Source organism: Dokdonella sp. (assembly GCF_036518555.1).
Classification (GTDB): Bacteria; Pseudomonadota; Gammaproteobacteria; order Xanthomonadales; family Rhodanobacteraceae; genus Dokdonella_A.
In genome coordinates this window covers 23,219-40,906 of record NZ_DATDMY010000003.1, presented here as the reverse complement: position 1 = coordinate 40,906, position 17,688 = coordinate 23,219, and the positions used below count along the sequence as shown (strand labels likewise).

Genomic DNA, 17,688 nt, shown 5'->3' with positions numbered 1-17,688 from the left:
CGAGGCTAGTCGCGGGTCCGGCAACACGCATTGATCGATGTCAATTCGCTTCCGTCGTGAAGCGAGGCCCGGTTGACGTGGGTCAATCGCCTTGCCGATGCCGGCGCTAGCGTGGCGGCACCGGCGATGCAAGGGATCGGCCATGGCGTTTCGCGGAACGCGGCCCGGCGGTCGCACGAGCACGACGGCGGCGCGGAACGCGCGCAGTCCACTGGGCTGGCTGGATCGCGCCCGCACGGCGCAGCGGGCGCCGCAAATCGCGGCGCGGCGGGCCGCGCAGTCGACGGCGGACGAACTGCGTCGCCGCCTCGAAGCGGATGCGGGCGGACTGTCCGCCGCGGAAGCCGCGAGGCGCGGCGGACGCTACGGCCCGAACGAGCCGGTGTCGACCTCGCGCGACGGCGTGTGGTCGTCGCTGATCGCGCAGGCGAGCAACCCGCTCGTGCTCATCCTGCTCGCTGCCGCGGCCGTCTCCGGTTACCTGCGCGACCTCGTCGGGGCATCCTTGATCGCACTGATGGTCGCGCTCGGCATCCTGCTCAACACGGCGATCGGCGCCCGCTCGCAGCGCGCCGCCGCGCGACTGCGCGAACGGGTGACGCCGTCGGCCACCGCGTTGCGCGACGGCGCCTGGATCGACGTGCCGCGCTCCTCGCTCGTACCCGGCGACACGATCCGCCTGTGCGCCGGCGACCGCGTGCCGGCTGACGCCCGCATCGTGTCGGGCCGCGTGCACGTCCAGCAGGCCGCGCTCACCGGCGAGTCGATGCCGGCGGAAAAACGCGCCGTCGATGGAGCATCCGGCTGCACGCACGACGCGAACGCGCCGCAACTCGTGTTCCTCGGCACGTCGGTCGTCGCCGGCTCGGCGGAGGCGCTCGTCTTCGCCACCGGTCGCGCCACCGCATTCGGCGACGTCGCCGACGCGCTCACGCAACGGCCGCCACCGACCGAGTTCGAACTCGGGCTGGCGGCCTTTGCGCGCATGATCATGCAGACCGTGTTGTTCCTGCTGCTGTTCGTGCTGCTCGTCACGCTCGCGCTGGGGCGGCCGCCGCTGCAGTCGCTGATGTTCGCGCTCGCGCTCGCGGTCGGCCTCACGCCGGAGTTCATGCCCGTGATCACGACCGTGACGCTCGCGCGGGGCGCCGTACGCATGGCCTCGCGCAACGTGATCGTCAAGCACCTCGCTGCGATCGAGGACTTCGGCAGCATGACGGTGCTGCTCAGCGACAAGACCGGCACGCTCACGACCGGCGAGATGTCGGTGGTGGCGAGCACCGATCCGTTCGGGCGGGCTTCGGACGCGACGATACGCCTCGCCGCGGTCAACAGCCTGTTCGAAACCGGGATCCGCAGCGCGCTCGATGCGGCGCTCTTGCGCGATCCGCGCTGTGCGCCAGCCGGGCATCGCAAGGTCGACGAAGTTCCGTTCGACTTCGAGCGCCGCCGCTCGAGCGTCATCGTCGAATCGGCCGGCGAACGCGTCATCGTCGTCAAGGGCGCGCCGGAGGCGGTCGTGCTCCAATGCAGCCGCATCGACGACGATGCGCGCGATCGCGCGCTCGACGACGAATCGCGCGCGCGCTGCACGCGCGCCTACGAATCCTTCGGCGAGCGCGGCGAGCGCGTGCTGGCCGTCGCGCGTCGACGGGTGGAGGTGCAGGAGCGCTATTCGCCCGCCGATGAAACCGGGCTCGTCCTCGTCGGATTCGTCGCGTTCGCCGACCCGCTCGTCGAAGGCGTGGCGGAATCGCTGCGTTCGCTCGCCGCGGACGGCGTCGTGGTGAAGATCCTCACCGGCGACAACGCGAGCGTCGCCCGCAGCGTCTGCACGCAGGCGGGCATCGACGTCGCCAGCGCAGCCAGCGGCGACGCCCTCGACGATACCAGCGACGTCGCACTCGGCCCCCTCGCGGAGCATGCCAACCTGTTCACGCGCGTGTCGCCGGCGCAGAAGCTGCGCATCGTGCTCGCATTGAAGGCCCGCGGGCACGTCGTCGGATTCCTCGGCGACGGCGTCAACGACGCGCCTTCGCTGCACGCGGCCGACGTCGGCATCTCGGTCATGAACGCCGTCGACGTCGCACGCGATGCGGCCGACATCGTGCTCGGCAGCCGCGACCTCGCGCTGCTGCACGAGGGCGTCCTGCAGGGGCGGCAAGCATTCGCCAACGTCATGAAGTACCTCATGATGGAAACGAGCTCGAACTTCGGCAACATGCTCAGCATGGCGGCGGCCGCGGCGTTCCTGCCGTTCCTGCCGATGCTGCCGACGCAGATCCTGCTCAACAACCTGCTCTACGACCTGTCGCAGACGATGATCCCGAGCGACCACGTCGATGCGGACCAGATCCGCAGACCGCGACGCTGGAACGTCGCCGCGATACGCCGGTTCATGTTCGTCATCGGCCCGGTGAGCACGCTGTACGACTTCCTGACCTTCTTCGCGCTCCTGCACTGGCTCCACGCGGGCGAGGCCCTGTTCCATACCGGCTGGTTCGTCGAATCGCTGGCGACGCAGACCTTCGTGCTGTTCGTGATCCGCACCCAGCGCAATCCGCTGCGCAGCCTCCCGAGCCTGCCGCTCGCCGCCGCCGCGTTCGCGGTCGTCGCCGTCGCGCTGCTGTTGCCGCTCTCCCCGCTCGCCGACGACCTCGGCTTCGTGCCCCTGCCGGCGGCGTACTACGCGTTCCTCGCCGGCGCCACCGCGACCTACCTCGGACTGGTCGAGGGGGCCAAGCGGCTCCTCGCGCATTTCCCGGATCCGATGCCGGCCTGAGGGGCGCGCGCTCCGACGCGGGCGCAGACGCGTTCGCGCGAGGATTGATCTGCATCAATGCATCATGGGCCTTCGCGCGTATCGTGAATTGCCCCCGTGGGGGTTGATCATCCCGGATGCGAGGAGACCCATCATGAGTTCACTGACACGCTGGAATCCCTTCAAGCCGCTGGCGCGCTTCGACGCGCCGAGCGAGTTCGACGACCTGTTCCGTGCCTTTCCGCTTCGGTCCGCGTGGCGCGACTTCGAGCTGCAGCCCGACATCCGCATCGACGTCAGCGAGGATACGGGCAGCTATCGCGTGAAAGCGGAGATGCCCGGCGTCGACAAGAACGACATCGAGCTGTCGATCGACGGCAACCAGGTGACGATCGGCGCCGAGATCAAGCGCGACGTGGAACGCAAGGACGGCGAGACGGAACTGTACGCGGAGCGCTACTACGGCAAGGCGCGCCGCATGTTCTCGCTGCCAGGCGAGGTGGACGGATCGAAGGCCGAAGCGCGCTACGACAAGGGCGTGCTGTCGATCACGCTGCCGAAGAAGGCGAACGGCCAGAGCCGCAAGATCGCGATCAGCTGACGCCACGCACGACGGGGCGCCCATCCGGCGACAGGCGCCCCGCCGCAGGCCGCGATATGGAGACATCCCCGTGTTCAAGCGCATCCTTGTGCCCGTAGACGGTTCGCCGCTGTCGACGAAAGCGGCGCGGGCGGCGATCGGACTGGCGGCCGAAACCGGTGCCCGCCTCGTCGCCTTCCATGCCGCGCCGACATTCCGCACGTTCGCGTTCGAGGCGCCGATGCTTGCGGACACGGCGAGAAGCTATCGCGCCGCGTGCATCGTGCGAGCGCGCAAGCTGCTCGGCGACGTGGCCGCCGACGCGCGACTCGCCGGCGTCGACTGCGACGAAGTCTACGTGTCGAGCGACCATCCCTACCTCGCCATCCTGCGCACGGCCAAGCGCAAGCATTGCGATCTCGTGTTGATGGCGTCGCACGGTCGCCGCGGGTTGCGCGGACTGCTGCTGGGCAGCGAGACGCAGAAGGTTCTCGCGCACGGTACCGTGCCGGTGCTCGTGTATCGCTGATCCGGCATCGCGCAGGCGACCCTCTACCTGCACGGCTTGTCGGCCGACGGTTCGGCGCCATTCCTTCGCTCGCGGCGCGACGCGCGCGATGCCCGCACAACCGACCGCATCCGTCCGGCGCCGACCCGCGTAAGCATCGTCGTGGATGCCCGGAGCCCCTGCCATTGAACGTCCGTCGATGCGTACTGCTGGTCGCCTTGGCCGTTGCGAACCCCGCGTTCGCCGTCGAACGCTATGAAGGGTACGCGTACACGCCCGACGGCACCCGCCTGCTCTACCGCGAGACGCACTGGATCTACGCGGACGAGGAGCCTGAACGGCTGGTCCTTTATCGATGCCCTGACGGAACGCCGTTCGCGCGCAAGCGGGTCACCGAAATCGGTGTCGCGCACGCGCCCGATTTCGAGTTCACGGACGCACGCGACGGACACCGCGAGGGTGTTCGGTCGATGGCCGGGCGGCGCGACGTCTACTGGCAGGACCGGGAGGGCACCGACCGCGCCGAACGGCCGCTGTCCGTCGCGCCGGATACCGTGATCGACGCGGGTTTCGACGCCTATGTCCGCGCGCACTGGGACGCCCTTGCGGCCGGCGCGCCGCTGTCGGCCCGACTGCTGCTGCCGAGCCGCCTGGGGACAATCGGCGTGCGCATCTCGGACGTCACGAGCCCGTCCGATCGGCGCATGGACCTGCGCCGCATGAGCGTCCAGCTCGATGCGTGGTACGCCTTCGCGCTGCCCGCGCTGTCGCTCGTCTACGACGCCCAGCGGACGCTGCGCGAGTTCCGCGGCATCGGCCCTGTCCGCGACCGCCACGGGCGCAACCTCGGCGTCGTCATACGGTTCCCCGCCGATCCCCTGTTGCAGCCGGCGAGCCGCGACGAGGTCGAAGCCGCCGAACGCGCGCCGCTCGACGGCACCTGCCGGCTGTGACACGGTTCGGTCGCGTTGCATCCAGCGGACGCCATCGCGCGTACTGAAGGCATCCAATGCAAGATCGTCGATCCATGAGCGACACCGAAGCGCGCATCCCGAATACTCCTAAGATTCGCTCCGTGCGCGCGTGGGTGGATTCCGGCAGCCGGCCGCTCGAGCCGGGCGCGGACGAGGGCCGGGTCGACTGGGTCCGCGCCGTTCCCTTCCTTGCCATGCACGCCGCATGCATCGGCGTCCTCTTCGTCGGCGTCTCCCCGGTCGCGCTGTGGACTGCGCTCGCGCTGTACGTGGTGCGCATGTTCGCGATCACCGCGTTCTATCACCGCTACTTCGCGCATCGGACGTTCCGGGCGTCGCGCGCGGTCCAGTTCGGATTCGCGCTGCTCGGCGCGTCGAGCGCGCAGCGCGGTCCGCTGTGGTGGGCCGCGCACCACCGCGACCATCATCGGCACGCCGATACGGCGCTCGATCCGCACTCCCCCGGCCTGCGTGGCTTCCTCTGGAGCCACATGGGCTGGTTCCTCACGCCGAAGGCGTTCCGCACCGACTTCGCGCGCATCGGCGACTTCGGCCGCTTTCCCGAACTGCGCTGGCTCGACCGCTACGACGTCGTGGCGCCGGCGCTGCTCGCGCTGTGCCTGTACGTCGCCGGTGCCCTGCTGCACGCATTCGCGCCGGCTTCGGGCACCAGCGGTGCGCAGATGCTCGTCTGGGGCTTCTTCGTCTCGACCACCGTGCTGTTCCATGCGACCGTGACGATCAACTCGCTCGCGCACCGCTTCGGCACGCGCCGGTACGCGACCCGCGACGATTCGCGCAACAACGCGTGGCTCGCGCTGCTCACCTTCGGCGAGGGCTGGCACAACAACCATCATTTCTTCCCCGGCTCGGCGCGCCAGGGTTTCCGCTGGTGGGAGATCGACCTGACGTGGTACGGCCTGCGCCTCCTCGCCGCACTCGGCCTCGTGCACGACCTCAAGCCCGTGCCCGCATGGGTGCTCGCGCGGGCGGAGCGCTGACGTGCGCATCGCCGTCGTCGGATCGGGCATCTCGGGCCTCGCGTCGGCATGGCTGCTCTCGCGCGAGCACGACGTCGTTCTGTACGAAGCGGACACGCGCCTCGGCGGCCATACGCACACGCACGACGTCGGCGTCGGCGGGCGCCACTACCGCGTCGATACCGGCTTCATCGTGCACAACCGCGCCAACTACCCGCTGCTCACGCAGTTGTTCGCCGAGCTCGGCGTGGCCACCCAGCCGACGACGATGAGCTTCTCGGTTCGCAACGAGCGCAGCGGACTCGAGTACAACCCGGCGAGCTTCGACACGTTGTTCTGCCAGCGGCGCAACCTCGTTTCGCCGCGCTTCCTCGGCATGCTGCGCGACCTCGTCCGCTTCTATCGCCTCGCGCCGCAGCTGCTCGCCGACGAGGCCGAGGGTCCGACGCTCGAGGAATTCCTGCGCCGGCACCGCTTCGGCAGCGCGTTCCGCGACGACCACATCCTGCCGATGACGTCGGCGCTCTGGTCGGCCCCGGCGGCTCACGCACTCGCGTTCCCGGCCCGCCACCTGGCCGAGTTCATGGCCAATCACGCGATGTTCGAACTGTCCAACAGGCCCGAATGGCGGGTCGTGTGCGGCGGATCGCGCAGCTACATCGACGCGATGTCCGCGCGCTGGCGCGTGAGCGTGCGCACCGGTGCGCCCGTGCAAGGCGTCCGCCGCCACGACGCCGGCGTCGAACTGCGCCTGCACGGGGAGCGGCAGCATCACGACGCGCTCGTCCTCGCGTGCCACAGCGACCAGGCGCTCGGCCTGCTCGACGACGCCAGCGAACGCGAGCGCGACATCCTCGATTCGATCCGCTACCAGCCCAACGACGTCGTGCTGCACACCGACGCGCGCCTGCTGCCGCGCAACCGCAAGGCCTGGGCGGCTTGGAACGCGCAGGTGCGGCCCGAGGAACGCGCGCCGTGCACGGTGAGCTACTGCATGAACCTGCTGCAGCGGATCGATGCGCCGATGCCGCTGGTCGTGAGCCTCAACCGTGCCGCCGAGATCGATCCGGCGCGGGTGCTCAGGCGCATGCGCTACCACCATCCGGTGTTCACGCATGCCGCGGTCGCGGCGCAGAGGCGCAAGGCGGAGATCCAGGGCCAGCGGCGCACCTGGTTCGCGGGCGCGTACTGGGGCTGGGGCTTCCACGAAGACGGCATGCGCAGCGCGGTCGAGGTCGCCGACGCACTCGGCGTGCGCTGGGGAGTCGGTTCGCGCGCGGCCGCGAATGCGCCGGCGGCGTTCGCGCACGCGGGCAGCGTGCCGACGTGAGCGCGGCGCTCGCGAGCTGCGTCTACGAAGGCGTCGTGCGCCATCGCCGGCACGCGCCCTCGCCGTACGCGTTCCGCCATCGAATGGCCCAGCTCTTCCTCGACCTCGACGAGCTCGACCGCGTATTCGACGATCGCTGGTTCTGGTCCACGCGGCACGCCAATCTGGCGCAGTTCCGACGCAGCGACTACCTCGCGCCGACGGACATCCCGCTCGCGGAAGCGGTGCGCCGGCGCATCGCGGCGCACGGCTTCGCGCCGCCGCAGGGTGCAATCCGCGTGCTCACCCACCTGCGCTACTTCGGCCACGTCTTCAACCCCGTGAGCCTCTACTACTGCCACGACGACGCCGGTGCGCTCGAGGTCGTGCTCGCGGAGATCACCAACACGCCGTGGCGCGAGCGGCACGCCTACGTGCTCCCCGTCGCCGACGCCGAGCGCCGCGGCCGCGCGCTGCGCTGGGAGTTCGACAAGCGCTTCCACGTTTCGCCGTTCCTGCCGCTCGACCGCCGCTATCACTGGACGTTCACGCCGCCGGACGCGGACCTGCGCGTGCGCATGGACGTCGTGCGCGACGGCCAGCGCGAGTTCGACGCCGATCTGGCGCTTCGACGCAGGTCGCTCGACGGGCGCTCGCTCGCGCGCGTGCTCGTGCGCTACCCGGCGATGACGGTCCAGGTGCTCGGCGCGATCCACTGGCACGCGTTGCGCCTCTGGCTCAAGCGCAATCCGGTCTACGACCATCCGACGCAGTCTCGAGGAGCATCATGAGCGAAGCGACCCACCCCGTCACGCGCGCCGACTGGGGCGCATTCGATCGCTTCCTGCGCGAGCGGCTGCTCGCGCGCCTGGCAGCGCTCCGCCACGGCGTGCTCGCGATCCGCGATGCCTGCGGCGACGTCGACCTCGGCAGCGCCGACGGCGGTTTCGGCGTCGTCGAGGTGCACGTCGACGACCCCGCGTTCTATCGCGCCGTTGCCGCGAACGGCACGGTCGGCGCGGCCGAAGCGTACATGGACGGCCATTGGCGCTGCAGTGATCTCGTCGGGCTCGTGCGGCTGCTGCTGCGCAATCGCGCGCTGCTCGACGGCGTCGACGGCGGCGCCGCGCGTATCGGCGGATGGGCCATGCGCGCGATGCACCGGCTGCGCGACAACACGCGTCGCGGCGCGCGGCGCAACATCGCGGCGCATTACGACCTCGGTAATCCGTTCTTCAGCCTGTTCCTGTCCGACGACCTCATGTACTCGTCGGCCTTGTTCGCGCGCGCCGACGAAGCCCTGGAACTCGCCTCGAGACGCAAGCTCGACCGCATCTGCGACAAGCTGCGCCTTGCCCCGGGCGACCGCGTCGTGGAGATCGGCTCCGGCTGGGGCGGCTTCGCGCTGCACGCGGCCGCGCGCCACGGTTGCCATGTGACGACGACGACGATATCGCGCGAGCAGTACGATCTCGCGCGCGAGCGCGTCGCGCGCGCGGGCCTCGGCGACCGCGTGACCGTCCTGTTCGAGGATTATCGCGACCTGCGCGGGCGCTACGACAAGCTCGTCTCGATCGAGATGGTCGAGGCGATCGGCGCCCGCTGGCTCGACACCTATTTCCGCACCCTCGGCAACCTGCTCGCCGCGCACGGGCTCGGCGTCGTCCAGGCGATCACGATCGAAGACCATCGCTACGAACAGGCGCTGCACTCGGTCGATTTCATCAAGCGGCACGTGTTTCCGGGCTCGTTCATTCCCTCGATCGCGGCGCTCGTCGCCGCCAAGGCGCGCGCGTGCGACCTCGCGCTGACCCACCTCGAGGATTTCGGTGCCTCGTACGCGGCCACGCTCGAGGCCTGGCGACGCCGCTTCCTCGCGCGCCTCGGCGACGTGCGAGCGCTCGGCTATGACGAGCGCTTCATTCGCCTGTGGGAGTTCTACCTCGCCTACTGCGAAGGCGGCTTCCGCGAACGTTCGATCGGCGTCTCCCAACTGCTGCTCGCCAAGCCGGGGTGCCGCGACGTCGGCTACTTCGCGGGCCTCGATCGCGTCGAGGCGTGAATGGGCAACCTCGCCAACATCATCGGTTACCAGTGCGTATGGTTCGCCGCCGTGCTCGGCGCCTCATGCGGCCTCGCCTGGGCCGGCCCTGCGGCAGCCGCGGTGTTCGCGGCGATCGAGCTGCGGCGATCGCCGCACCTGCGTCTCGACGCCAAGCTGATCGCGACGTGCCTCGCGGTCGGCGTCGTCGTCGACGGGACGATGGCGCTCGGCGGCATCGTGCGATACGCCTCGCCCGGCCCGGCGCTCGCGGCGCCGGTGTGGATCCTCTCGATCTGGGTCGCCTTCGGACTCACGCTCGCGCATTCGCTCGCGTTCCTCCAGCGGCGGCCGTGGCTCGCGGCGGTCGCCGGCGCCGCGGGCGGTCCGCTCGCCTACCTCGGGGCCGCGCGTCTCGGCGCCGTCGCATTCGAGCGCCCGGGGCTCATCGCGGTCGCGTTCGCGTGGACGCTCGCGATGCCCCTGCTCGCGACGTGCGCGCGCGATCGCCGCGCCGTACGGGAGCGCGCGGCATGAGCGCGCTCGCTTCGCTCGCGATCGTGTGGTCGTTGGCGGCGATCGCGCAGACCGCGGCGTGGTGGTGGCAGCGCAGCCATCGCAACGCAGGCATCGTCGACGTGACCTGGGCTGCAGGCCTTGGTGCCGCAAGCGTCGTGATCGCGGCCCTCGGCCCCGGGGCGATCGCGCCGCGCATCGCGCTCGCCGTGCTCGGCGCGGCATGGGGAGCGCGCCTCGCGCTGCACCTGTGGTCGCGCGTGCGGCACGAGGGCGAAGACGGTCGTTACGCGTACCTCAGGGGCCGCTGGGGCGACGACCAGCGACGGTGGTTCGCGTTCTTCCAGTTCCAGGCGTTCCTCGTCGCGTTGTTCGCGCTGCCGTTCGCGGCGGTCGCAGCCAACGCGCGCACGGTCCCCGGCTGGATCGCCGCCGGCGTCGGCACGTGGCTCGTCGCGACGCTCGGCGAGTGGATCGCCGACGCGCAGCTCGCGCGCTTTCGCGCCGACCCTGCGAACCGCGGCAGGACATGCCGCGTGGGCCTGTGGCGCTACTCGCGCCATCCGAACTACTTCTTCGAGTGGCTGCAGTGGTTCGCGTACGTCTTCCTCGCCGTCGGTTCCCCGCTCGCGTGGATGGCGTGGTCGGGTCCGCTGCTCATGTACGTGTTCCTGCGCTGGCTGAGCGGCATTCCGTTTACCGAAGCGCAGGCGCTGCGCACGCGCGGCGAGGACTACCGAGCCTATCAACGCAGCACGCCGATGCTGTTCCCGTGGTTTCCGAGGAGAGAACGATGAATGCACCAGCGCTATCCGGCGGCTTCGAACTGCCCGCCGATCGACCGGCACCGGGCCTGCTCGGCCTGGCCGAGCGCGGGCTGCTGCCCGACGCGGTCATCCGCGCAGGCATCCGACGGTTGTGTGCGACGCGCTTGAAGGAAGAACGCGATCGGGGTGTCGAAGCGACGGCCTACGCGTTCCAGCAGGGCATCGCGCAACTGCGCGCCAGCCCGCTCGCGATCCATACCGACGCGGCCAATCGGCAACACTACGAGTTGCCTGCCGAGTTCTTCCAGCGCTGCCTCGGCCCGCGCCTCAAGTACTCGGCCTGCTGGTACGCGCGCGGGGACGAGACGCTCGCCCAGGCGGAATCGGCGATGCTCGAGCTGTACGGCGAACGCGCCGAACTCGCGGACGGCCAGGACATCCTCGAACTCGGTTGCGGCTGGGGCTCGCTCACGCTCTGGATGGCCGAGCGCTATCCGCATGCGCGCATCACCGCGGTGTCCAACTCGCGCACCCAGCGCGCCTGGATCGAGGAGCGGTGCCGCGAACGCGGCTTCGGCCACGTGAACGTGATCACCTGCGACGTCAACCGCCTCGAGCTCGCTCCGTCGGCCTACGATCGTTGCGTATCGATCGAAATGTTCGAACACATGCGCAACTACGAAGTCCTGCTCGCGCGCATCGCTTCGTGGCTGCGCCCCGGCGGTGCGCTGTTCGTGCACATCTTCTGTCACCGCACGGCGATGTATCCGTTCGAGACGGAGGGCGAGGACAACTGGATGGGCCGTCACTTCTTCACGGGCGGCCTCATGCCGGCGGCGGACACCTTGCTGTGGTTCCAGGATGCGCTCCGGCTCGAGCGCCGCTGGCTCGTCGACGGGCGGCATTACCAGCGCACGGCCGAACACTGGCTCGCCAACCAGGACCACCACCGGGACGAGATCGAGCCACTGATGCAGGCGACCTACGGTCCGGCGGCCAGGCTCTGGACCCAGCGCTGGCGCATGTTCTGGATGGCGTGCGCGGAGCTGTTCGGCCATGCGGGCGGCAGAGAATGGATGGTCGCCCACTACCGCATGCGGAGGCCCGCATGAGCATGCGCCCGTTGCTCGTCGCGGCCATCGCCGGCGCCAGCGTGTTCACGCTCACGGCCGCCAGTTGCAGTCGCGGCACGCCGATGCCTTCAGTGGGCCACGTGGACCTGTCGCGCTTCATGGGCGACTGGTACGTGATCGCGCACATCCCGAGCCGACCGGAGCGCAATGCGTGGAATGCGGTGGAGAGCTATCGCCTCGCGGACGACGGCACGGTCGGGACGACGTTCCGCTATCGCAGCGGCCGCGCGGACGCGCCGCTGGAAACGATGCATGCGCGCGGCTACGTGCGGCCCGGCACGGGTAACGCCGTATGGGGTATGCAGTTCATCTGGCCGATCCGCGCGGAATACGTGGTCGCCTACCTCGATGCGGACTACCGCGAAACGATCATCGCGCGCAGCGCGCGCGACTACGCATGGATCATGGCCCGAACGCCGACCATTCCGGAGTCCGATTATCGTCGGCTCGTTTCGCAGCTGCAGTCGCTCGGATACGCGACCGATGCACTGCGCCGGGTACCGCAGCAGTGGCCCGAGGCCGTCTCGACGTCGTCGGCCCCGGCGGCGGGCGACTGATGTATCCCAGTGGCGTCGCCGGCGACGTGCGCCCGGCCTGATGCGACAACGGTCGAGGTCCGCGATGCGCGGACCTCGACCGAACGATGAACTTACGAGCGGACGCGCTGGATACGACGCATGCGCGAAGCGACGACCATCGCGAGCGCCGCGCCGAGCAACAGGATTGCCCACGTCGACAGCGTCGGTGCCGGATGCGGCGCCGCGCCACCCGTAGGCTGGAGCGGAAGCGAGCTGGCAGTTCCGTCGGCGAACACCGCGGTGACGCCGAGCGGCTGCTGCGAACCATCGCCGACGGCGAACAACGTCGCCACCGTGCCGGCTGCAAGCGCCACCGGCGCGGGATCGATCAGCCGCGTCGTGCCGTCGGGCGTGTCGATCTCGAGATCGACGGTGCCGGCCGGAATTTCGAAGTAGCTCGACGCCTGCCCGAACTGCACGTTCGAGAGGCCCGCCACCACGGTGCCGTCCTGGGTGCGGATCGAGACCGCGGTCGCGGCGAGGCTCGCCGCGAACGGCGCCGCATGAACGACGCGAAGCTTGACGTTGCCCGCGGCCGGCGCACTGTTGTCGTCGACGAGCGGCAGCAACGCGAGCGGTTGGTTGACGACGTCGCCGATCGCCGCGAGGGTGTAGTCGGTATCGGCCGCGAGGTCGGCGGTGAGCGAGATCGCGGGCGGCGGTGTCGCAGGCGGCGCGTAGACGTCGACCTGCGTGCTGCCAGGCGCGACACCGGGCCCGCTCAGCGTGAGATATCCCGATACCTGATTGTACTGCACGCCAGTCAGCACTTCGCCGCCGTTGACGTTGATCGAGACGGCCGTGCCGGGCAGCGTCGGCGCGAACGGCGCGAAATGTGCCGCGAGTACGCGGGTATCGGCGTGGCTTGCGGACGTCGCCGCGAGCAGGGCCACGGCGAGCGCCGTCGAAAGAACGGTCTTCATTGAAACCTCCGGAGTCGAGGGGACAGGAGCAACCCTGCCTTGACGATGGGCTGCCCACGCTCTACGCGCGAAGGACGCGTCCGGATGCAGATGCGTGCGTTGCCGCCATCGACGTACGCGATCGCGCATTCGCCTGCATCCGGTCGCCTCGCTCGCGCGTAAAGCCCCGGCTCGGGTTGGCCCCGGATCGGGAGGATCTTCGCGGATGACGACGCTCAGGCTGCTGCTCGGCGACCAGCTCAACGACGGGCACTCGTGGTTCTCCACGGTCGACGATCGCGTCGTCTACGTGATGATCGAGATGAGGCAGGAGACGGACTACGTCCTGCACCACGCACAGAAGGTGATCGCGGTGTTCGCCGCGATGCGCGCGTTTGCCGACCGCTTGCGCGGGCGCGGACATCGCGTCCACTACCTGCGCATCGGCGATCCTCGCAACACGCAGGATCTGGCGGGCAACCTCGAGGCGCTGCTCGCGTTCCACGTCGCGTTCGCGTTCGAATACCAGGCGCCCGACGAATGGCGCCTCGACGACCAGCTCGCGCGATTCGCGGGCACGCTGCGGATCCCGGTCCATCGCGCCGATACCGAGCATTTCCTCGGCGGCCGCGACGACGCGACGACGTTCTTCGGCGAAGGACGCTGGCTGCTCGAACGCTTCTACCGCTGGATGCGCGTGCGCCATCGCGTCCTCGTCGACGCGAACGGGCGACCCGTCGGCGGGCGCTGGAACTACGACAGCGAGAACCGCTCGGCGTGGAAGGGCAGCCCGCCCGAGCCTGCCGACGCACGCACCCGCCATGACCACTCGGCGTTGTGGCAGGAGATCCAGGCGGCCGGCGTGCGCACGTTCGGCGAGCCGTGCGCCGCACGGTTCCCGTGGCCGCTCGATCGCGAGGAGGCGCTCGCGGACCTGCGCGATTTCGTGAGCCACCGCCTCGCGAACTTCGGCAGGTACCAGGACGCGATGCACGCCGATGCGACGCGGCTGTTCCATTCCCTGCTTTCGTTCGCGCTCAACGTGAAGCTGCTGTCGCCACGCGAAGTCGTCGATGCGGCCGTGCAGGCCTTCGCCGCGGGTCGCGTCGACATCGCCGCCTGCGAAGGCTTCGTGCGGCAGATCCTCGGCTGGCGCGAGTACGTGCGCGGCTACTACTGGAGCGTCATGCCCGGTTACGAGGACCGCAACGCGTTCGGGCACGCCGCCGCGTTGCCGGCCTGGTTCTGGACCGGCGCCACGCGCATGGAGTGCCTGCGCTCGTCGCTGCGGCAGTCGCTCGACCACGCACATGCTCATCACATCCAGCGACTCATGGTCATCGGCAACTTCGCCTTGCTTGCCGGGATCGATCCGCACGCGCTGCACCGGTGGTACCTCGGCGTCTATATCGATGCGTTCGAATGGGTGGAACTTCCCAACACGCTCGGCTTGAGCCAGTACGCGGACGGCGGACGGCTCGCCTCCAAGCCGTACGTGAGCACGTCCGGTTACATGCACCGGATGAGCAACTACTGCAGCCGGTGTCCCTATGACCGGCGCAGCCACTCCTCGGTCGATGCGTGCCCCTTCAACGCGCTGTACTGGGATTTCTTCGCGCGCCATCGCGACGCACTCGAGGGCAATCCGCGCCTGCAGCCGACGTACCGCCAGCTCGACCACAAGCAGCCCGACATGGCTGCGATCCGCGCGCGCGCGGCCGACCTCGTCGCGCGACTCGAGGATCTGTAGGCACGCCGCGCGGACCGGCGCGACATGCGCAGGCGCCTTCCGGCGCGCAGATGCATCCGATCGGCACCGCGTCCCGTAAAGGCTGCTCATGAGGCCCACTTCGGCCCGCCTTTGCACTAGCATGACGATGACGCCGCGCGTGACGCCGATTCGGCCGACGCAGACCCGATCGAAACCGGAGCCCGCCATGAGCGAGGATGCTCGCTATTGGTCCTGGCAGATGACGGCGGTCGCGCGTACGGGCGACCGCGAGGGCTTCCTGCGCATCTACGACCACTTCGCGCCCCGGGTGCGGCTCTACCTCAAGGGGCTGGGGTCGCCCGAGGCGGTCGCGGAGGAGCTGACCCAGGAAGCGTTCCTTCGCCTGTGGCAGAACGCCGCCGGCTTCGACGCGGCACGCGGCAGCGTCTCGACCTGGCTGTTCCGGATCGCGCGCAACCTTCACATCGATCGCATCCGTCGCGAACCGGAGTGGTACCTCATGCCGGAAGACCAGCCGGAGGAGCGCGAAGGTTATGGTACGTCCGCCGAAAGCCATGCCGATTGCGTCGACCTCGGTGCGCGCATCGAAAGCCTGCCGGCGGTTCAGGGCCGCCTCATCCGCATGTCGTACTTCGAGGCGAAATCCCATCAGGAGATCGCCGACGAACTCGGCATGCCGCTCGGCACGGTCAAATCCTACCTGCGGCGTGCGTTCCTGAAGCTGCAGTCGCGAATGCAGGACTCGGTATGACACCACGCCACCACCTCGATGAAGCCACCGTCGTGAGCTATGCGACGGGCGCACTCTCTCCGGAAATGGCCGCGGTAGCCGCCACCCACCTGGAGCTGTGCCACCATTGCCGCGCCGTGCTCGCATCCGCCGAGCGCGTCGGCGGCGCGCTGCTGGGGCAGCAGAAGCCGCGACCGGTGGACGTGGATCGCGAGCGGCGGCTGCGCGATGCGATGGCCGAGCGCCTCGACGCCACGCCGGCACGCGGCGGATTCGTGCGCGACGCTCCCGATCTCCCCGCCGATCCCGACGGCCTTCCAAAGCCGCTGCATGCGTACTTCGGTCGCTCATGGCGCGCGCTGAAATGGCGCTGGATGGGTCCGGGCGTGGAGATGATTCGCGCTGCCAGGACCAGCGGCGATACGCTGATCCTGCTCAGGATCGGTCCCGGCAAAGGCATGCCGGTGCACGGCCACGGAAGCACGGAACTCACCCACATCCTGCGCGGCGCGTACGAGGACGAGCTCGGGCACTTCAGTGCAGGCGATGTCGCCGACCTCGGGCCGGACGTGACCCATCGCCCCGTCACGTCGCCGGGTGGCCCGTGCATCTGCGTCGCCGCCCTCGACGCGCCGCTGCGCTTCCCGGGCTGGTTCGCGCGCGCGGTGCAGCCGCTGGTCGGGCTCTAGCCGCCGTCGGCCTGGGCCCGCATCGCGCACGGGGAGGTGACCGCGGCCGATGTCGACGCCTTGCGCCGGGCAGCACCTCGATTCGCGTCCGCGCAGTGGTCGCGCGGCCGCGCCGGCGATGTGCGCGCGACCATTACCCGATCGGGCAAGTCGGCGACCCCCCGATCGGGATTGGCGCGCGGTCATGCATGCGGCACGATCGCGGCTCACGGCAGGCATCGGGGACGTGCGGCAAGATCCGAGGTGTCGATCGGTCGCGTCACCCTGTCGTGCGAAGACGATGTCGCCATTCCCCGCCACCCTGGGTCGAGAGGAGGCCCTCGCATGAAAGATCCCGTCGATGATGTTGGCACGCCCGACGCCTCGCGGCGACGCATGCTCGCGGCCGGCGCCGCGATCGGCGCAGGCATCGCGCTGACGCCTCTGCTCGGCAGCGCGTCGCCGCGAACGCACTCACCTTCCCCTCCCGCAGGAGCATTCCCGATGAACTCGACCATCACGACCAAGGGCGGCGTGCAGATCTTCTACAAGGACTGGGGCCCGAAGGACGCCACGCCGATCGTGTTCCACCACGGCTGGCCGCTGAGCGCAGACGACTGGGACAACCAGATGCTGTTCTTCCTGTCGAAGGGTTTCCGCGTCATCGCGCACGACCGTCGCGGGCACGGCCGTTCGACGCAGACGGACGACGGCAATGAAATGGACACCTACGCGGCCGACGTGCAGGAGCTCGCCGATCATCTCGATCTCAAGCGTGCGATCCATGTCGGCCATTCGACCGGTGGTGGCGAAGTCGCGCGCTACGTCGCGCGCGCGAAGCCGGGTCGCGTCGCCAAGGCGGTCCTGATCGGTGCGGTGCCGCCGATCATGCTGAAGACGGCCGCCAATCCGGGCGGCTTGCCGCTCGAGGTCTTCGACGGATTCCGCAATGCGCTCGTCGCCAATCGCGCGCAGTTCTACCTCGACGTGCCGAGCGGCCCCTTCTACGGCTACAACCGCGCTGGCGCGAAGGCCGACCAGGGCGTGATCTGGAACTGGTGGCGCCAGGGGATGATGGGCGGTGCGAAGGCCCATTACGACTGCATCAAGGCCTTCAGCGAAACCGACTTCACCGAGGACCTCAAGAAGATCGCCGTACCGACGCTCGTCATGCACGGCGAGGACGACCAGATCGTGCCGATCGCGGACTCCGCCCTGCTCTCGGCCAAGCTGCTCCGGGCCGGCACGCTGAAAACGTACAAGGGCCTGCCGCACGGCATGTGCACGACGCATCCACAGGTGGTCAACCCGGACCTGCTCGCCTTCGCGACGTCCTGAAGACCATGCCGGTCCGCCGCGCGGCCGCCCTCCCGGCGACCGCGCGGCGCGTTCCCGTGTTCCGGAGCATCCACCCTGGTGGATGCCGGGCCCGTGGGCCCGGATGCTTGACCGTCGCCGGCCGCAAGCGTCGCTCCCGCGTCGGCGCCGTGGACCGCTGGCCCCGCCCGG

Annotated in this window: 17 protein-coding genes; 16 read left to right on the top strand and 1 reads right to left on the bottom strand. The window is 69.6% G+C overall.

Annotated elements, in window-relative coordinates:
- The first annotated feature begins 142 nt into the window (after positions 1-142).
- From mgtA to VI238_RS00165, 12 genes are all read left to right on the top strand, one after another.
- The gene (mgtA, locus tag VI238_RS00220; protein ID WP_331647275.1) at positions 143-2,782 is read left to right on the top strand and encodes a magnesium-translocating P-type ATPase; all 2,640 of its coding nucleotides are present in this window, start codon (positions 143-145) and stop codon (positions 2,780-2,782) included.
- A 133-nt stretch (positions 2,783-2,915) separates the two neighbouring features.
- Positions 2,916-3,362 (top strand): Hsp20/alpha crystallin family protein, encoded by a 447-nt coding sequence (locus VI238_RS00215; protein ID WP_331647273.1) that lies wholly within the window; start codon positions 2,916-2,918, stop codon positions 3,360-3,362.
- A 70-nt stretch (positions 3,363-3,432) separates the two neighbouring features.
- Positions 3,433-3,870, top strand: coding sequence for a universal stress protein (locus VI238_RS00210; protein ID WP_331647271.1), 438 nt, complete (start codon positions 3,433-3,435; stop codon positions 3,868-3,870).
- Between the two features lie 164 nt (positions 3,871-4,034).
- A complete protein-coding gene (locus tag VI238_RS00205; RefSeq protein WP_331647269.1) occupies positions 4,035-4,802 on the top strand; it encodes a hypothetical protein in 768 nt (255 codons plus the stop codon).
- Between the two features lie 74 nt (positions 4,803-4,876).
- Positions 4,877-5,824, top strand: coding sequence for an acyl-CoA desaturase (locus VI238_RS00200; RefSeq protein ID WP_331647267.1), 948 nt, complete (start codon positions 4,877-4,879; stop codon positions 5,822-5,824).
- A gap of 1 nt (position 5,825) precedes the next feature.
- Positions 5,826-7,133: an NAD(P)/FAD-dependent oxidoreductase gene (locus tag VI238_RS00195; RefSeq protein WP_331647265.1), complete on the top strand. Its 1,308-nt coding sequence runs from the start codon at positions 5,826-5,828 to the stop codon at positions 7,131-7,133.
- Positions 7,130-7,903 carry a DUF1365 domain-containing protein gene (locus VI238_RS00190; protein ID WP_331647263.1) on the top strand — a complete coding sequence of 258 codons (774 nt, stop codon included), beginning with the start codon at positions 7,130-7,132 and terminating at the stop codon, positions 7,901-7,903. The genes VI238_RS00195 and VI238_RS00190 overlap by 4 nt, the downstream gene beginning before the upstream one ends.
- Positions 7,900-9,174, top strand: a complete 1,275-nt coding sequence (locus tag VI238_RS00185; RefSeq protein WP_331647261.1) for a cyclopropane-fatty-acyl-phospholipid synthase family protein — start codon at positions 7,900-7,902, stop codon at positions 9,172-9,174. The genes VI238_RS00190 and VI238_RS00185 overlap by 4 nt, the downstream gene beginning before the upstream one ends.
- Complete coding sequence (locus tag VI238_RS00180; protein WP_331647259.1) at positions 9,175-9,690, top strand: DUF2878 domain-containing protein; 516 nt, start codon at positions 9,175-9,177, stop codon at positions 9,688-9,690.
- Entirely contained in the window at positions 9,687-10,466 is a 780-nt protein-coding gene (locus VI238_RS00175) for a DUF1295 domain-containing protein (protein WP_331647257.1), read from the top strand. The genes VI238_RS00180 and VI238_RS00175 overlap by 4 nt, the downstream gene beginning before the upstream one ends.
- Positions 10,463-11,548: a cyclopropane-fatty-acyl-phospholipid synthase family protein gene (locus tag VI238_RS00170; RefSeq protein ID WP_331647255.1), complete on the top strand. Its 1,086-nt coding sequence runs from the start codon at positions 10,463-10,465 to the stop codon at positions 11,546-11,548. The genes VI238_RS00175 and VI238_RS00170 overlap by 4 nt, the downstream gene beginning before the upstream one ends.
- Entirely contained in the window at positions 11,545-12,126 is a 582-nt protein-coding gene (locus VI238_RS00165; protein ID WP_331647253.1) for a lipocalin family protein, read from the top strand. Before VI238_RS00170 ends, VI238_RS00165 begins: the two co-directional genes overlap by 4 nt.
- 92 nt (positions 12,127-12,218) lie before the next feature.
- On the opposite strand, the gene VI238_RS00160 is transcribed toward VI238_RS00165, so the two are convergent.
- The gene (locus VI238_RS00160; RefSeq protein WP_331647251.1) at positions 12,219-13,070 is read right to left on the bottom strand and encodes a DUF4397 domain-containing protein; all 852 of its coding nucleotides are present in this window, start codon (positions 13,068-13,070) and stop codon (positions 12,219-12,221) included.
- Positions 13,071-13,275: 205 nt separating this feature from the next.
- On the opposite strand from VI238_RS00160, the gene VI238_RS00155 reads away from it, so the two are divergent.
- From VI238_RS00155 to VI238_RS00140, 4 genes are all read left to right on the top strand, one after another.
- A complete protein-coding gene (locus tag VI238_RS00155; RefSeq protein ID WP_331647249.1) occupies positions 13,276-14,799 on the top strand; it encodes a cryptochrome/photolyase family protein in 1,524 nt (507 codons plus the stop codon).
- 187 nt (positions 14,800-14,986) lie between these two features.
- Positions 14,987-15,532: a sigma-70 family RNA polymerase sigma factor gene (locus VI238_RS00150; RefSeq protein ID WP_331647247.1), complete on the top strand. Its 546-nt coding sequence runs from the start codon at positions 14,987-14,989 to the stop codon at positions 15,530-15,532.
- Complete coding sequence (locus VI238_RS00145; protein ID WP_331647245.1) at positions 15,529-16,200, top strand: ChrR family anti-sigma-E factor; 672 nt, start codon at positions 15,529-15,531, stop codon at positions 16,198-16,200. The genes VI238_RS00150 and VI238_RS00145 overlap by 4 nt, the downstream gene beginning before the upstream one ends.
- 483 nt (positions 16,201-16,683) lie before the next feature.
- Positions 16,684-17,517 (top strand): alpha/beta hydrolase, encoded by an 834-nt coding sequence (locus VI238_RS00140; protein ID WP_331647242.1) that lies wholly within the window; start codon positions 16,684-16,686, stop codon positions 17,515-17,517.
- The last annotated feature ends 171 nt before the right edge of the window (positions 17,518-17,688 follow it).

What these genes read in the sequence shown, in the direction of transcription:
- mgtA (WP_331647275.1), top strand. Translation starts at nt 143, where the DNA reads ATGGCGTTTCGCGGAACGCGGCCCGGCGGTCGCACGAGCACGACGGCG.
- VI238_RS00215 (WP_331647273.1), top strand. Translation starts at nt 2,916, where the DNA reads ATGAGTTCACTGACACGCTGGAATCCCTTCAAGCCGCTGGCGCGCTTC.
- VI238_RS00200 (WP_331647267.1), top strand. Translation starts at nt 4,877, where the DNA reads ATGAGCGACACCGAAGCGCGCATCCCGAATACTCCTAAGATTCGCTCC.
- VI238_RS00185 (WP_331647261.1), top strand. Translation starts at nt 7,900, where the DNA reads ATGAGCGAAGCGACCCACCCCGTCACGCGCGCCGACTGGGGCGCATTC.
- VI238_RS00180 (WP_331647259.1), top strand. Translation starts at nt 9,175, where the DNA reads ATGGGCAACCTCGCCAACATCATCGGTTACCAGTGCGTATGGTTCGCC.
- VI238_RS00175 (WP_331647257.1), top strand. Translation starts at nt 9,687, where the DNA reads ATGAGCGCGCTCGCTTCGCTCGCGATCGTGTGGTCGTTGGCGGCGATC.
- VI238_RS00170 (WP_331647255.1), top strand. Translation starts at nt 10,463, where the DNA reads ATGAATGCACCAGCGCTATCCGGCGGCTTCGAACTGCCCGCCGATCGA.
- VI238_RS00165 (WP_331647253.1), top strand. Translation starts at nt 11,545, where the DNA reads ATGAGCATGCGCCCGTTGCTCGTCGCGGCCATCGCCGGCGCCAGCGTG.
- VI238_RS00160 (WP_331647251.1), bottom strand. Translation starts at nt 13,070, where the DNA reads ATGAAGACCGTTCTTTCGACGGCGCTCGCCGTGGCCCTGCTCGCGGCG.
- VI238_RS00155 (WP_331647249.1), top strand. Translation starts at nt 13,276, where the DNA reads ATGACGACGCTCAGGCTGCTGCTCGGCGACCAGCTCAACGACGGGCAC.
- VI238_RS00150 (WP_331647247.1), top strand. Translation starts at nt 14,987, where the DNA reads ATGAGCGAGGATGCTCGCTATTGGTCCTGGCAGATGACGGCGGTCGCG.
- VI238_RS00145 (WP_331647245.1), top strand. Translation starts at nt 15,529, where the DNA reads ATGACACCACGCCACCACCTCGATGAAGCCACCGTCGTGAGCTATGCG.
- VI238_RS00140 (WP_331647242.1), top strand. Translation starts at nt 16,684, where the DNA reads ATGAACTCGACCATCACGACCAAGGGCGGCGTGCAGATCTTCTACAAG.